The sequence below is a fragment of the Vibrio sp. MACH09 genome (assembly GCF_033238805.1).
Classification (GTDB): domain Bacteria; phylum Pseudomonadota; class Gammaproteobacteria; order Enterobacterales; family Vibrionaceae; genus Vibrio.
Genome location: NZ_BSFZ01000002.1, coordinates 1,602,131 through 1,617,703 on the forward strand (window position 1 = coordinate 1,602,131; position 15,573 = coordinate 1,617,703).

Consider the following 15,573-nt stretch of genomic DNA (forward strand, 5'->3'; position numbering starts at 1 on the left):
ACAGATTGTTTACATTTGGTCATCTTTTAAATCGGTTTATGATAAGAAATGAGAAAGGGGTAAAGTTTCTACCGGGAAACAAAACAAAAAAGGTTACCTCGCGGTAACCCATAAAATCAGTGCATCTTCTTCGCTTATAGAAGTCAGCATATGCCCCATATTAGCGTCGTAATAAACGCTATCCCCTTCTTTCAGGTTTATAGGCTCATAGAACTCGGTATAGAGCGTCACTTCACCTTGCAGAATAAGCAGAAACTCCTCACCATCGTGCTTGACCCAGTCGCTATAGTCTTCAAACTTTCGGGCGCGAATACGACTTTTAAACGGCATCATCTTTTTATTTGAAAGCTGTGTTGCCAGCAGTTCATGTTCGTAAGTTTGTGTCGGGTGAGGTTTGCCCTCATCTTTCTTAGTAATATCCCTGCGCCCTGATGCTGCTTGGGATTTAGGCGGTTCAAACAGCTGAGGCATATCAATCTGCAACCCCATTGCCAGCTTTTGCATCGCCTGAAAAGTTGGCGATATCTGCTCATTTTCAATCTTAGATAATGTAGAACGAGCCAATCCGGTTCGCTGGCTGGCCTCTTCTAATGTGATCCCCATCTTAGTTCTTACATTTTTTATTTTTTGACCAAGCTTGAGTGGTTCAATTGCTCCATCAGCACTCTCTCTTTCAAGCTTAATAGACGGGTACTCATCAAATATATCTTCGGCCATATCAGGTCTTACCTCTCTTTTATACGGTGAAACAATTTATCTGCTCTGTGTCAGAAAATCACTGCAAAAATGCAACAAACATACACCTGTTACCACTAACCATACGAGATTATGTTTCCTATTGGAAATTTTTTGATTGATTAATTAAAAAACTATGGTTATGTTACGAACTAGTTATAAAAACAGAGAGTAGTTTAGTGGTTTTGCATCTATAAACGAGAGCCAGCTCTCACTACTAAAGCAAAACTCTACTCAATACTATCAGCGTGAAACAGACCATTTAATTGGTTAAAGGAAGGAGTCACTCCCGTGCATAAATCATTTCAAAATCACAGTTTAGAGAGTTTTTTCTCAACCAACCTATCTGCTACTGATGACGCAGTGTTTGCCGCTATTCAGCAAGAAAACAGCCGTCAAAATGAACAAATAGAACTGATTGCCTCAGAAAACATCGTCTCTAAAGCGGTAATGCAGGCACAGGGAACCTGTTTGACCAACAAGTATGCCGAAGGTTATCCGGGTCGTCGTTACTACGGTGGCTGCGAACATGTTGATACCGTCGAAGCACTTGCTATCGAACGAGCTAAGTCTTTATTCAAATGCGAATATGCAAACGTTCAACCTCACTCAGGCGCTCAAGCAAATGGCGCGGTTAAGTTAGCACTATTGCAACCGGGCGATACTATTTTAGGTATGTCACTGGATGCGGGTGGTCACCTTACTCACGGAGCACGACCTGCCCTTTCCGGCAAATGGTTTAATGCTGTTCAATATGGTGTAGATAGAGACACATTAGAAATTGATTATGATGCCGTACTAGAACTAGCAAAAGAGCATCAGCCAAAAATGATCATTGCTGGCGGCTCTGCAATTCCACGAACCATTGATTTTGCTAAATTTAGAGCCATTGCTGATGAAGTTGGCGCACTATTAATGGTCGACATGGCCCACATCGCAGGCCTTATTGCAACAGGCGCTCATCCAAGCCCGCTTCCTCATGCACATGTTGTAACAACAACCACGCACAAAACATTACGCGGTCCTCGTGGTGGCATGATATTAACCAACCACGAAGATATTAATAAAAAGATCAACTCTGCGGTATTCCCAGGTCTACAAGGTGGTCCGCTAATGCACGTTATCGCGGCTAAAGCCGTGGCATTTGGCGAAGCGTTAGGCCCAGAATTTAGCACCTACATCGACGCTGTTGTTGAGAACGCAAAAGTACTCGCAGAAGTGCTACAAAATCGTGGCTGTGACATTGTTACCGGCGGAACCGATACTCACCTAATGTTGGTGGATCTTCGACCTAAAGGGTTGAAAGGAAACAGTACAGAAGAAGCATTAGAACGTGCAGGGATCACATGTAACAAAAATGGCATTCCATTTGACACAGAGAAGCCTATGATAACATCTGGCATTCGCTTAGGTACGCCAGCCGGAACCAGCCGAGGATTCGGTAGTGAAGAATTTAAACTCATTGGAGAGTGGATAGGTGATGTACTTGATGGCTTAGTAGAAAGCCCTGAAGGTAACCCTGAGGTTGAGCAAAAAGTTCGTAAACAAGTAAAAGAACTGTGCAACCGTTTTCCGCTTTACCAGTAATTTGATTGAATATTATCTTTGGAGACAATAAGAATGGATATGACCCTAAAGTTTGCAGAAAGCCATGAGTGGATTAAAGACAATGGCGACGGAACTGTAACTCTTGGAATTTCAGAGCACGCTCAGCAAATGCTTGGCGACGTAGTATTTGTTGACCTGCCAGAAGCAGAAACAGAAGTAGAAGCAGGCGAAAGCTTTTCGCTCGTTGAATCTGTAAAAGCGGCTTCTGATATCTATACACCGATTACCGGTGAAATCGTTGAAGTCAATGAAGAGCTAGAAGATAGCCCTGAGCTTATCAACGAAGAATCCTATGAAGGTGGCTGGATTGTAAAAATCAAAATGAGCGATCCTTCAGAACTTGACGCACTAACAAATGCAGAAGACTACCTAAACAGCATCGAAGAAGATTAATTTAGGTTGATGGTAAAAAGGCTGCTCACCATGAGCAGCTTCTTTATACCTAACAGGTATATAAGGTAAACGAAAAAATGACAGAATTACTTCACCACCTAAGCACACAACATGAATTTGTTGGCAGACATAACGGCCCTAATAAGGCAGACCAAGCAAAAATGCTATCCACGGTTAACGTCGATACGCTTGAGCAACTGATAGAACAGACCGTACCAGAAGCAATCCGCCTAGAGCAGCCGCTTACATTAGAAGCAGCATTAAGCGAAGCCGATATGCTTAAAAAAATTAAATCTTTTGCCGATTTAAACCAACTAAAGCGTACGTTCATTGGTCAGGGTTACTACAACACATTTGTTCCTAACGTTATTCTACGTAACGTTATGGAAAATCCGGGCTGGTATACCGCGTATACGCCGTATCAACCTGAGATCTCGCAAGGTCGATTAGAAGCGCTTCTTAACTTCCAGCAAATGGTTATGGATTTAACCAGCATGGAAATTGCCAACGCTTCGCTGCTTGACGAAGCAACCGCTGCCGGTGAAGCAATGACCCTGTGTAAGCGTGCTGGCAAAAGTAAAAGCAAAGTATTTTTTGTTGCGGATGACGTCCATCCACAAACATTAGAAGTAGTAAAAACAAGAGCGGCATTTATCGGATTTGAAGTAATGGTTGGCAGTGTTGCGACATTACCAGAACAAGATGTATTTGGTGCCTTACTACAATACCCATCGACTACAGGTGAAGTAACAGACTTAACCGACGTCATCGCCGCCGCTCAAGCCAATAAAACATTGGTTACTGTTGCCACTGATCTATTAGCCTCTGCCCTACTTAAACCAGCGGGTGAAATGGGCGCAGATGTCGTTATTGGTAGCGCACAACGATTTGGTGTTCCAATGGGATACGGTGGTCCTCACGCTGCATTTATGGCAACGCGTGACAAACACAAACGTACCATGCCGGGTCGTGTTATCGGTGTTTCCATCGATAAAAAAGGCAACCAAGCGTTGCGTATGGCAATGCAAACACGTGAACAGCATATTCGTCGTGAAAAAGCGACATCCAATATCTGTACTGCGCAAGCTTTGCTAGCCAATATGGCATCATTCTACGCGGTTTATCACGGCGCCGAAGGGCTACGCACCATAGCTCGTCGTACACACCATATGACGGCGATTCTTGCTGCTGGACTGACAAAAGCAGGGTTCGAACTGGCTCATAACAGCTACTTCGACACCATCACCATTGAAACTGGTGCAAATACAGACGCTCTGTATAACAAAGCACTACAATCAGACATCAACTTACGCAAGTTTGACGACAAGATCGGTATCAGCTTTGATGAAACCACCAAAACTGACGATATTGCTGCACTCTTTGCCGTATTTGGTGTAGATGCAGATATCGACAACTTGTCTAAAGATATTGCTGGCAATGAGTTTGCCGCTATTCCTGAGTCGTGTCGTCGTCAATCTAGCTACTTAACGCACCCAGTGTTTAATACGCACCATAGTGAAACACAGATGATGCGTTACCTGAAACAGCTAGAAAATAAAGATTTCTCCCTAACACACGGAATGATTCCGCTTGGCAGCTGTACCATGAAGCTAAATGCTGTGGCAGAGATGATCCCTGTGACATGGCCAGAATTTGGCAGCATGCACCCATTCGCACCCATCGAGCAAGCGGGTGGCTATAGCGCATTAGCCTCTTCACTTAAAACCATGCTTTGCGAGATAACCGGCTACGACGAAGTATCACTTCAGCCAAACTCTGGTGCATCTGGTGAGTACACTGGTCTAATCGCTATTCAACGCTACCATCAAAGTCGTGGCGATGATCACCGTAACGTCTGTTTAATCCCAAGCTCAGCGCACGGCACCAACCCAGCAACGGCCTCTATGGTGTCGATGAAAGTGGTTGTAGTGAAATGTGACGATGCAGGTAACATCGATATCGATGACCTAGGCGCGAAAATTGAAAAACATCGCGACAACCTATCCAGCATCATGATCACCTACCCTTCTACACACGGTGTATACGAAGAGCAGGTACAAAAAGTGTGTGATATGGTTCATGAAGCAGGCGGTCAGGTTTACCTTGATGGTGCCAACATGAACGCTCAGGTAGGCTTAACCACGCCCGGCTTTATTGGCTCTGATGTATCGCACCTTAACCTTCACAAAACGTTCTGTATTCCACACGGTGGCGGCGGTCCGGGCATGGGACCGATAGGTGTGAAATCTCACCTAGCACCTTTCTTACCTGGGCACATTGAGAATGGTCTAGAAGGCAGTGACTATGCTGTATCTGCAGCGGATCTTGGTAGTGCATCTATCTTGCCTATTTCTTGGGCATACATTGCTATGATGGGAGAGCCGGGGCTAAAAGAAGCAACTAAAGTCGCGATTCTTAATGCAAACTACGTGATGGAGCGCCTACTTCCACACTATCCTGTACTTTACCGTGGCACCAACGGCCGCGTAGCACACGAATGTATTATCGATATTCGTCCTATTAAAGAAGAGACAGGCATTAGTGAAGAAGACATTGCTAAGCGATTAATGGACTACGGTTTCCACGCACCAACAATGTCGTTCCCAGTAGCGGGTACATTAATGGTCGAGCCAACTGAGTCGGAAGATTTAGAAGAGCTAGATCGCTTCTGCGAAGCTATGATTGCTATCCGTAATGAGAGCAAGAAAGTACTCGCTGGCGAATGGCCGCTAGAAGATAACCCACTGGTTAATGCACCGCATACTCAAGTGGATCTCTCTGCGGATGAGTGGCAACACCCATACTCTCGCGAACTGGCATGTTTCCCATCGAAGCAAGCGAAAGCATCAAAATACTGGCCAACCGTAAACCGTGTCGATAATGTATACGGTGACCGAAACTTAATCTGTTCGTGCCCGAGTATTGATAACTACGAAGAGTAGTTTTTGGTGTTGATCACAGATAACCAAGTTGGAAACTGTGATAACCGAGTTGGAAACCGATAACTAAGTTGGAAACTAACTTGAATAACAAAAGGCGAACCATTTGGTTCGCCTTTTGTATATATTAGATTCAATGAGGGATAAAACCGTATCTCCCTTTCCTCTTGCTTTTAGTGAAATGTATGTGGTTTACCACTTCACTAACATCCTCGGGAACATCCTCATTTTCGATTATTATTAATTGCTGTGATTTATCAAGGCCCTTCAATGAATCATAGAAACTCGATGCCATGTCTTCTGAAATTTCTTCTCCTTCAGGAACATCTGGTTTTTTGTATGTAACTAAAGGCGAGTCAATGATCATAAATCCTAGACCTTTGTAAAGTTCTAACAATGAAATAGCACAAGCAGCATAGGTTATTGAACGATAACCTTTGCCTGCCAAATTCCGACTTTCTCCCGCAATCACAAAATCCTTGTCATCCTCACTATACAAAACGCGACTTGATTCAACATTTGGATAACCCCATAACTCTAGGTATTCTCCTATCCGATTAGCTAAACTATCCATCATAACCGAGACTTCGAAGGTTACGAGAAATTGGTTTCAGCATAAGCGTAAAGCCATAAATACGTAACCGACAACCTTGTGACTTGGTTGATGCACCATCGTTTGAAGTGTTCGCTGAGGTCAGATGAAAGAGTAATCTCGAAGGTTAAACCTGAAAATTGAAGAATGACATTTCGTTTAAACAGTCCCGTTACGCCACACTCACCTTGGACTCTACATAATTGAAATATAAGATTTTTTGATAGGAATAACAATATTGAATATAAAACCAATGGTATAATCGTGTATTCCCGTAACTCGCTAACCACAGATTAATCAGATATGGACAATGAAAATTCACTAGCAAAGCCATTTAAAGTTGAGTTTAGCTCTAAGCAAAGAAAAGTTGGCAGTTACAACAAGAACATAATCTACGTTTGGCCCACAGAGGACGGTTGGAATGACTTTAAGTACAAAACACACGGGTTATTCGTCGTTAAGCTGGAGGATGACCAAGTCATAACTGGCAGTGTGCTAATAGCAATGCAAGATCAAAGTGAAAACGATGATATTAGTTATACTGGCCTTGGCAATCAGATTACGTCCATATCCGACACGAACGCAAAAACCGACTTCTTCTTCAGCTTACTTCCAAGTATTGGAGAATACCGAAATATTGTTAGAGACGTTGGCGTACCAATGGCTTCGAATATATTGAACTCACTGAATGATCTCGTTTACACAAATGAACAAGAGAAAAATGCACTCTGGCTCGAAGACGCGCAAAACAGTGAAGTATTTCAGAAGTCATTTATGAGAAATTCAGAGCCATTCTTCGCTTTCTATAACGCGGGAGATATTCTCAAAGGCTTAGACTTTGAAAACCTCGACTACATATCAAATACACTAAACTTAAAGTTCAAATTGGACGGTTTTTTCAACGAACATGAGTTAGAGCTTAGATTTGATAACAGTGACCTTGTACCAAAGCGGATTAACATTCTAATTGGGGAAAATGGATTGGGGAAAAGTCAGTCACTCAATCACTTTGTCCGCGCCGCATTGCAACAACGTCAATATATAGATGAGCTAATTGATCCTACAAGTGATTCTAAAAGGCCAATGATTAGTCGCCTTTTAGCTATCGGAACTCCTGGTGAAACAACAAATACCTACCCAACTGATTCAATCAAGAACCCTAAGTTGCATTATCGTAGGCTATTATTGACTCGAAATAGCCGTTCAAAAGCTAGCCGAACCATAGGAAAAAGTATTGTTCAACTAGCCAGAATGGACGATTCAATAAGCAATTTGGAACGCTGGGAGATATTTATAGAGGCAATTAAATCTACCTTGCCTATTGATAAGCTAAGAGTCCCTTTAACAAAGGCTTTTGAAGGACACGAAAGTATCCCATTGAAAAAGCTCCACCATGGTTGGAACGAAGAGAGAAGACTTCAAATTTGGGCAAATATTGCAAATAACGTTGAGCCAACCATTGCAGGAGAAGATGGTGAATACCCTCTTAGTAGTGGACAGCTATCCTTCTTTAAATTTGCTTTGCTCGCATGTTTGCATATAGAAAATGGTTCTTTCGTACTTTTAGATGAGCCAGAAACACACCTTCATCCAAGCATGATATCTGACTTTATTACCCTACTGGATAACATCCTAGAGAGAACTGGCTCATACGCTCTTATAGCAACTCACTCAGTCTATTTCGTTAGAGAAGTCACAAGGGAACAAGTGCATGTTTTTAAGAGATTCGATAATGATGAGATACAAATATTGAACCCAAGGCTAAAAACATTTGGAGCAAATATTGGCGACATTTCTCACTTCGTTTTCGATGAGGATTATGGTAATTCGCTATCACAGAAAGTGATTAAAAAAGCCAATATGGAGAGCCTTTCGTACGAGGACATTAAGAAAAAGTACGGGCGTATCCTCCCCACCGAGATGCTACAAAATATTAAAGTTGAACTGGTGAGCCAATAGTATGAAAAAACTACCACTTCCAGAGGTTAACGACCTTGATATTCTCGAAACGATGAAAAACTCTCCTCTAATTGCATGTCAACCTTTCATTACCAATGAATATGATCAAATGCACCTTCAATATATCCGTTATGCAAATAACGATGGAAACCCATGGGCGTGCGTTGGAGGGACTATTTCAAATGATTTAACTGAAAAACTAGAATACCACTATAAAAAACCCTATTCAGACTTACAATATATTAAAGAGCTACGAGCGAAAGGCTCTCCCGATGTTTGCCCGTTTTGTGGTAGTTTAAAAACAGCTACATTGGATCACTTCCTTCCTCAAGCCGACTATCCTGAATGGATTATTTACTCTCGTAATTTAGTACCAGCATGTGATTGCAATTCAAAGCGACGAAATGATGTAAAAGGTCAGCTTCAAAATCAACGAGTTCTACATCCATATTATGACAACTGCCTTACATCACGCATAATAAGTACGGATTACAGCGGGAATTATGAAGAACCTGTTATCAATATTGTCCCTCTTGCTGTTATAGGCACTGCTGAAGAAACAATCTCTTTTCATATCGACACGGTGGTTAAAAGGTCAACTGCCATTCATTGGATGGAAGAGAAGTGGCAATCCATGAGAAGAAACCCGAGAGTTATCATTTCCTCAATACCACGAACAGCAGCTAACTTAACCATTGATGAGCTGAACACTTACCTTTTCGAAACGCTTGAGGACAAAGATGAAGAACATCAAACTCCTAACAATTGGTATTCGATATTTATCCATGGTATCTACCGCTCTGAAGATGTAAAGGCTTGGTTAGTTCACAGATTCAACGGCATTAAAAGCGGCGATATTGACCCATTAGTCTAGGCGTTTTATAACTCAATACTAAGCACTGAGTTACCTTAAGGGAGGCAGAATGACAACAATCGCAACAATCGGCCCTAAAAAATATAAATTCCAAGATTTAGTATGCTTAGATTTTGTACTAAAAACTGAAAAAGATATTAGCTTTCTTATTGAGCCTCACGATGGTGAAGACTGTATTTTTATGTTTGTTTGATGGTTGGCGTATCTCGGATACTGGACACGACTCTGTTAGATTAGAAAAAGTATTTTGAAACCTAAAATGCTTGTTATGCCTGTGCCAACTTAAATTCTGGACTATTTAAAAATGCTGTTGCACCCTGAATGAAATCAGTAATACCAAACAATAAGTCCTCATTATTTTCTGAACGACGAGCTAACTCCTGAAGAATCATGCCATTTCGTTGAGCTTCCATCCTACTAGGATCTATATGATCAAAATCAGGGAATACACTTCCATAAATCACGACATCTTCAATTAAACCACGCCATTTAATGGCAAACTCATCTTGGTTGTCACGATTACATGCATACGAAAATGCAGCAGCTACAGCGTCTGCGAGTTGAACTCCTGCGTAATCTAGTGAGTCGACAAGGATAATTGGTTCAGTAAGGTTGAAGGTTATAGGGAAGCTTTGATCACCAATTGTCGAATAAACTCTGTCTTCTCGACCAACCATAGCATCTAGCACTTCATGATCTGACTCTAGAGGTTTAGATTTGTCACAATATGCCGTTAGAGTGTCGTAGGTCTGCCCCCAATCTGCCAGCAAGGTGTGCAAGCTAGTATTGGTTAGATCCAAACTCCATTTACCAGCACCTTCACCGACATAACCATCGAGCTCTTTTTCCACATTTGCCTTGTTGTTCACAGCAAATGTAAGTATGTACTCCATGGTTTGTGTCAGCCTGTCACCAGTGTGTCCCCCAAACAGCAATTTCAAGTTAGTGAAATCACCGCTCCGCATTAACTTTTCAAACTCTTCGAACAGATCTTCTGCTGCGGTTTGGTTACTAATAAGTTCAATGTAGAGCATAGTGCTAACAAACTTGTGAAAATCTAGTTGATAGAAAACTGAGTTTATACGGGCAAGGGAAGGTTCAAAGATATACTCAAAAAACTTTCCTGCTAAGGCATATTTTTTATCTGATACTGATACTTTCATTTTTCCATGTAATGCAGTAAGTATCTCATCAATTGCACGGCGTCCTTTAACTTTCTTTACTAACTTTCCACCTTTTATCTCACCATTTTGAATTTTATACTTTTTAATTATGCGCTCTACTAGCAACTTTGCTTCTTCGTCTTCTGTGACTACTGATGCATAACAAAAAACAGGTTGCTGAGCATCTAACAGTTTATTCCCCGTGAAACCTGATTCGTCGAAATATACATTTGCATGATTTTTCAATTTACCTCCTAAAGGCATAACGCCCAATTAAGTAGTGAACAACGCTACCACCAACCTATACCGTAAGGCCGTAATCAATAAAGCTGATTCAAACCTAAAATGCCTCGCGTTTGTGAATTTGCTTAAATTGTTTATTATATTAATTTTCGCCGCTCACGCTGACATAAAGATCTGTCAAAAAATGACAGTATGTGTCGATACAATGCACTGTAAAACCAGACTGTAAAATAACTTTGTTATCATCTGTAATATCTAAATGTTCACTTTGCTTTATGTAACCTCGAAGAACTTTATTGCCTGTTTTGATTGTTCCATCAGCATGAACTAAGCTGTTACGAATTTGCTGTATAAACAGTACTTCTTTCCATGCTTCATTATTTTTCGGGAAATTTACGAGCGCTACTTTTTCTAGATACTTTTGACATTGGTCTATGATCCCATTAGAGGCGAGATCTTTTAGTTTAATTGGACTATCGATAGCTTTTTCAAAAGTCTCACATAACTGCTGCATTTGATGCTCAAAAACAGAATAAGAGACAATTACTTCTGCTCGACGCTGAATTGAAGGAAAAATGTTTTCGATTTCATCTAAGTCAACATCATGAGATTCAAGAGTAACTTCGCTTGGCAAAGAGCCATTCTCCCGCATATTGATTTTTAACTCGGTAACTTGTGTCGCTAGGAACTCTTCGACTAGAAGCGCATGTAAGCGATATGAGTCTAAATCTGAGCAAAACTTACCATATTGAAACGAGCTAAAAGTCACTATTATCTCCCAATTAATATAACGCCAAATTAAGGTGTGAACAACGCTGATACCCTACCCAAACCAGTGCGCCATAAACACTAGACTTACTTGAAGTGAAGGCGCTAAGCGTGGTAAATCACTCTTAAATTTCTTATTATGCACCATATTGTACAACCACAGTCTTAACGGAAGGAGAAGAAGATATATACGAGAAACCTTCTTCCCAACGATGTTTGTCAATATCAATACCTTTCTTTACGAAGATTACAAATATGACAAGCCCGACATTTCTATGTTGTTTATAAAATTCACCAAGCCCGCTAAGGGTTTTAACTACAGCTCTTTTATCTCCATCACTTTTGATATATTTGAATTCAAAAATAACTTGGCTGGAAAATAGGCTGAAATCAGATTTTTTTTCTTGCCCATCATATGTAATGGCTACCTCCTCTCTTGCTAAACTTGGTAGCCAAGGCTTTACAGTAATCCAAAATAAGTTTTGAAAATCATACTCACTTGATAGGTTATTAGTCCATCCAGTTTTTGCAGCCCCATATCCAGTAACGGATTCATTTGCACTTTCTAAACGCTTAATTACATCGATGACCATATCGCAAGCTTCGTTTATGTCTGCACCCAAATATGGTTTCACAGGTAGATTGTTTCTTTCAGCCCTTTCAAAAAACTTGACCAACGCATTTACTTCTAGGCCTTCTGCTGGGCCATTTGGCATTACAGTCATGCCTCTTTCTTCAAATCTTTCATCTAGTTGAATTGATGCTAATTCATCTAAATAATTTGAAGAACCGTTATCGCGGTCATAGATTAGCTTTGCATTTAACTTTGTAACAAGTGCATCATTGTTTTCAGCCGTTACATAACTTTCGTTTGCTACGCTGACAGCTTTACCATTTTCTAGAATGAATAAATCCAAAGACTTACAGTGTTTCACAGTGAAATCTCGTAAATCAGAGGGCTTCAAATGGTCAGAAGTCGTTAATAAAATATCAATATCAGATCTTGTACTTCCTGATTCGAATCTACGCGAGCCAAATATATATGCAGCTTCTATTTGATTAAATTGACCAAATAAAACCGAAATGATTGCCCTAAGGTCTATGTTTGTTACTACTGCCATTATAAATTCTCGATGTAGTTTAATGTTTAGTGATGATGCATAACGCTAAGCTAATGGGCAAAAACACCCAATAACCTCAATAGAAACAACGATAACACCAAAACCAACTGGAACCAAAAATGCCAAACATTTTTTGTCCCATTAAGCGCCTTGTTAATAAAGGACTCACCTCACCACTGGCGCTCACTACTTCACAATACTCAAAACAGCGAAAGAGCTATATGAATGCAGGCTACTGACCACCTGAAATAACCAGAGACCAACTTGAAGCTCGCGCAAAAAATAAATATGCCGAGGAGCCGCCACCCAAAGAAGTATCGGCAACGACAATTGCAACTCGGTAATGTGGATAGACCGAATATGGTTGCTGGCATATTAGCCCATCGACTATTTTAAATGGCGAAAGAATCAAAGAAGAACCAACCTAAGCCAAAGCGATTGCTTAGTTACCTAAAAGCCCAAAGACTCACCACAAACACAGAACCACCTAACCACAAATTTTATGTTTTTCAGTAGCCTATTAAAGCCTGAGCTGTTTGTTATGCCTTTTCCTGCGCCATAAACTCCGTCCAATAGCCCTTTAGTTCTGCTTGCTCTTCTGGCTTTTGACTATGTGGCATTCTAAGTCGATTTAGAATGTCTTTTCCTACGCCAATTTCGTCAATAGGAGAATCGAAAGACTCAATTCCGTCTAGCAGTTCTAGAAAAAATTCAACCTGTGCAAAATAATGTGATAACTCTGGACTAACCCCACAAACAAAGTTATCTGTGGTTATGTTTTCAGTTTCAATCTTTATAAAAATTGAGCTTCTACTGTTTGTAAACCTAAAGCACCTAAGCTGTATATTTATTAATCCACTTTCCAAATCACTCAACTTTTCGACAAAATCATCGTATGACTTAGCGTACTGAAGCTCCTGATAAGCTCGATAAAAACGTGCCATACTATTTCTAGCGAAAACCTTTAAATGATCGCCCTTATCACAGATGCCATTGATCAAATCATTTTGCGGATACAGCAACTTGTACATACCTAGCTTGTCTAATTTAGGATGTTGATTATCTAGAAACAACAGTTTATGTCGAGAACAAACCGAGTGCTCTACAAACTCGACACTAGTGCAAAAATGTTCGAAATGGGACAAGTATAATTTTGTTCTATTATCTTGTTCTGTATTACGTATTTGGGTCTGGGTGTTTTCAATTTGTCTTGCGGTTTGCTTAGCGCTATGCAGTCTACTAACCAAAACACCTAAAGGTATTGACAGTGAAGCTAGCCCAATTGGTAGCTTGCTAATCTTTAGGAATTTTTCATAAGCTTCTGCGTTAAAAGCCAGATCATATTTCGTCCAAACTGGAACACCTAGCAACACAGAAATGGTTATTGGCAGTAACACAGCAACCCAAAATAGAAACTGTTTCTCTAGACCATAATCTGGGTTAAGGGATAAAACTCTCTTTACTTTAATCATAATCACCTTTGTCGCCTTAAACAGATTAGGGCATAACGCTATCTATACGTTTTTATTCCGTCAATCACTCTCGACTATATCCATATATCACTGAAAATGATAATGAGAAAAAGAAAATAAACATATGAATATTATAGATATTACGAAATTCAAGTGAACCTGCCAAATAGAGAAAGGCGGATAAGCTCCGTAAATCACGCTAAATTTCACTAAGGAACATATGAAATCTTGCATTCTTCAGTAAAACTGCTGCATAAAGTTGATTTAATAGCGGCAGTGACCAATGAACGAAATTGTCCAAAAGCTTTCACTGATGGCCCCCTGAAAAGTTGTGCCATTCTGCTTTTTGGGATACAAAAGTTAACTCACGGGTAGATTTTGTCCGCAGCGGCTACGAAACTTTTGTCGAACGAAGTGTCAGATCAGCCGCAACTTCACTTTCAGATGTTTTTTATATCTATAATGCTTAACTGTCTGAGCTTCATCTATTTTGGGGGGATGGTTACAAAACGAACTTAATTAAGCTCCAAATACCTTCCCTTATGATGATTTCGTGACCACTTAACGAACCGAACTAGCAAAACCAGCGGATTAATAGACTAATTTATGAAAAACATCAGATTAAATGCATTCAAAGAGAAAAGTATCAGATTAAGGCGCTAGTTTAGGAAAAACATCAGAATAATCGGTTTGAAATATAGAGCCACAGCCAACATGGTAACAATTACAAGAGAAAGGCCAATTCAACTAGCCAGAGGTATACAGAAGAAGATTCGACTCATAATTCATTAGATTTTCTTTTCATTAATTGAAGATGAATTTTGATGAACTTTTATATTAATAATTATAACCAATTGATAAATATAACAAAACATCTAGATACTTAGAGTCGTGTTATTAGTTAATTTTGTTATTTTTGATAAGTGCGATTGCTGAGAAAATTGAATGACCACTCACTGGGTCAACATTATTGCGTTAGGTAGTGTTATTCAATTGTGAAATCGTCATGATGATATTTCCGCACGTGACGGAAGGAACCCACTCTTGTAGTTTCCATCTTGGTTAGCGCTACAATTATCAAACCAGACTTCCAAATTCCCAAAAGTTTCCAACTTAGTTATCTCAATTAGCGATTAGAACTCATTGATAGTAAACGAACCTAAGTTTCCATCTTAGTTATCTGTGATCATTGGTGTTGATCACGACTAACTAAGTTAGCATCTGATTTGATAGTTTTAAGGCGAACCGTTTGGTTCGCCTTTTTGTTTGAGATGTAAATGCAGATTGGATTTACGCACCGTAACATCAACCGCACATCGGGTTTAAGAAGTAGTGAACCTCTACCATTTCATCTCAATTGTGTGGCGCTGGCTTAGCCATTCAGCCAACCTATCTGGTTAATCAATACATTGAGAGTGGACAACTTCAGCAGGTGCTACCGGACTGGAAACCGAACGACCTGACCATTTACGTTCTCTATTCTTCCAGAAAGTATATGTCGCCTACAGTCCGTGCTTTGATCGACTATTTGTCGGAGTACTTTTCTGAATCGCGTTGGTAGTAACACTTTGCAGAGCCTATAACAGTATGTGGCTTAATAAATCTCCAATATTAATGGTTCATTACACACTATCTATTTGTATAAAAAGTCCAAAGATCGTATTTCGATGATGAACTCAAGGTGCTTATTCAGCGAGAATTTATTA

General features: G+C 40.3%; 13 protein-coding genes. 7 read left to right on the forward strand and 6 right to left on the reverse strand.

The window, feature by feature from the left end; all coding sequences use genetic code 11:
* Positions 1–93 precede the first annotated feature (93 nt).
* Positions 94–717 (reverse strand): helix-turn-helix domain-containing protein, encoded by a 624-nt coding sequence (locus CHJ_RS22460; protein ID WP_317919102.1) that lies wholly within the window; start codon positions 715–717, stop codon positions 94–96.
* A 309-nt stretch (positions 718–1,026) separates the two neighbouring features.
* On the opposite strand from CHJ_RS22460, the gene CHJ_RS22465 reads away from it, so the two are divergent.
* From CHJ_RS22465 to gcvP, 3 genes are all read left to right on the forward strand, one after another.
* Positions 1,027–2,322, forward strand: a complete 1,296-nt coding sequence (locus CHJ_RS22465) for a serine hydroxymethyltransferase (protein WP_317919103.1) — start codon at positions 1,027–1,029, stop codon at positions 2,320–2,322.
* A gap of 33 nt (positions 2,323–2,355) precedes the next feature.
* Positions 2,356–2,736, forward strand: coding sequence for a glycine cleavage system protein GcvH (gene gcvH, locus CHJ_RS22470; RefSeq protein WP_171754537.1), 381 nt, complete (start codon positions 2,356–2,358; stop codon positions 2,734–2,736).
* Positions 2,737–2,813: 77 nt separating this feature from the next.
* Positions 2,814–5,678 carry an aminomethyl-transferring glycine dehydrogenase gene (gene gcvP / locus CHJ_RS22475; protein WP_317919104.1) on the forward strand — a complete coding sequence of 955 codons (2,865 nt, stop codon included), beginning with the start codon at positions 2,814–2,816 and terminating at the stop codon, positions 5,676–5,678.
* A 130-nt stretch (positions 5,679–5,808) separates the two neighbouring features.
* Here gcvP and CHJ_RS22480 read toward each other — a convergent pair whose 3' ends face one another.
* Positions 5,809–6,252, reverse strand: a complete 444-nt coding sequence (locus tag CHJ_RS22480; RefSeq protein ID WP_317919105.1) for a hypothetical protein — start codon at positions 6,250–6,252, stop codon at positions 5,809–5,811.
* 318 nt (positions 6,253–6,570) lie between these two features.
* On the opposite strand from CHJ_RS22480, the gene CHJ_RS22485 reads away from it, so the two are divergent.
* The 3 genes from CHJ_RS22485 to CHJ_RS22495 are packed head-to-tail and all read left to right on the forward strand — an operon-like array spanning position 6,571 to position 9,293.
* Positions 6,571–8,226 (forward strand): AAA family ATPase, encoded by a 1,656-nt coding sequence (locus CHJ_RS22485; protein ID WP_317919106.1) that lies wholly within the window; start codon positions 6,571–6,573, stop codon positions 8,224–8,226.
* Between the two features lies 1 nt (position 8,227).
* Complete coding sequence (locus CHJ_RS22490) at positions 8,228–9,100, forward strand: hypothetical protein (RefSeq protein WP_317919107.1); 873 nt, start codon at positions 8,228–8,230, stop codon at positions 9,098–9,100.
* A 49-nt stretch (positions 9,101–9,149) separates the two neighbouring features.
* The gene (locus tag CHJ_RS22495; RefSeq protein ID WP_317919108.1) at positions 9,150–9,293 is read left to right on the forward strand and encodes a hypothetical protein; all 144 of its coding nucleotides are present in this window, start codon (positions 9,150–9,152) and stop codon (positions 9,291–9,293) included.
* 73 nt (positions 9,294–9,366) lie between these two features.
* On the opposite strand, the gene CHJ_RS22500 is transcribed toward CHJ_RS22495, so the two are convergent.
* The 4 genes from CHJ_RS22500 to CHJ_RS22515 form a co-directional block, all read right to left on the reverse strand.
* Positions 9,367–10,509 (reverse strand): DUF3800 domain-containing protein, encoded by a 1,143-nt coding sequence (locus CHJ_RS22500; RefSeq protein WP_317919109.1) that lies wholly within the window; start codon positions 10,507–10,509, stop codon positions 9,367–9,369.
* Between the two features lie 139 nt (positions 10,510–10,648).
* A complete protein-coding gene (locus CHJ_RS22505; protein WP_317919110.1) occupies positions 10,649–11,275 on the reverse strand; it encodes a hypothetical protein in 627 nt (208 codons plus the stop codon).
* Positions 11,276–11,411: 136 nt separating this feature from the next.
* The gene (locus tag CHJ_RS22510) at positions 11,412–12,395 is read right to left on the reverse strand and encodes a hypothetical protein (protein ID WP_317919111.1); all 984 of its coding nucleotides are present in this window, start codon (positions 12,393–12,395) and stop codon (positions 11,412–11,414) included.
* A gap of 539 nt (positions 12,396–12,934) precedes the next feature.
* Positions 12,935–13,867 carry a hypothetical protein gene (locus CHJ_RS22515; RefSeq protein ID WP_317919112.1) on the reverse strand — a complete coding sequence of 311 codons (933 nt, stop codon included), beginning with the start codon at positions 13,865–13,867 and terminating at the stop codon, positions 12,935–12,937.
* A gap of 1,357 nt (positions 13,868–15,224) precedes the next feature.
* On the opposite strand from CHJ_RS22515, the gene CHJ_RS22520 reads away from it, so the two are divergent.
* Entirely contained in the window at positions 15,225–15,428 is a 204-nt protein-coding gene (locus tag CHJ_RS22520) for a LysR substrate-binding domain-containing protein (protein WP_411861582.1), read from the forward strand.
* Positions 15,429–15,573: the final 145 nt, after the last annotated feature.

Coding starts and splice junctions, on each gene's coding strand:
- CHJ_RS22460 (WP_317919102.1), bottom strand. CDS start 717: ATGGCCGAAGATATATTTGATGAGTACCCGTCTATTAAGCTTGAAAGA.
- gcvH (WP_171754537.1), top strand. CDS start 2,356: ATGGATATGACCCTAAAGTTTGCAGAAAGCCATGAGTGGATTAAAGAC.
- gcvP (WP_317919104.1), top strand. CDS start 2,814: ATGACAGAATTACTTCACCACCTAAGCACACAACATGAATTTGTTGGC.
- CHJ_RS22480 (WP_317919105.1), bottom strand. CDS start 6,252: ATGATGGATAGTTTAGCTAATCGGATAGGAGAATACCTAGAGTTATGG.
- CHJ_RS22485 (WP_317919106.1), top strand. CDS start 6,571: ATGGACAATGAAAATTCACTAGCAAAGCCATTTAAAGTTGAGTTTAGC.
- CHJ_RS22490 (WP_317919107.1), top strand. CDS start 8,228: ATGAAAAAACTACCACTTCCAGAGGTTAACGACCTTGATATTCTCGAA.
- CHJ_RS22495 (WP_317919108.1), top strand. CDS start 9,150: ATGACAACAATCGCAACAATCGGCCCTAAAAAATATAAATTCCAAGAT.
- CHJ_RS22510 (WP_317919111.1), bottom strand. CDS start 12,395: ATGGCAGTAGTAACAAACATAGACCTTAGGGCAATCATTTCGGTTTTA.
- CHJ_RS22515 (WP_317919112.1), bottom strand. CDS start 13,867: ATGATTAAAGTAAAGAGAGTTTTATCCCTTAACCCAGATTATGGTCTA.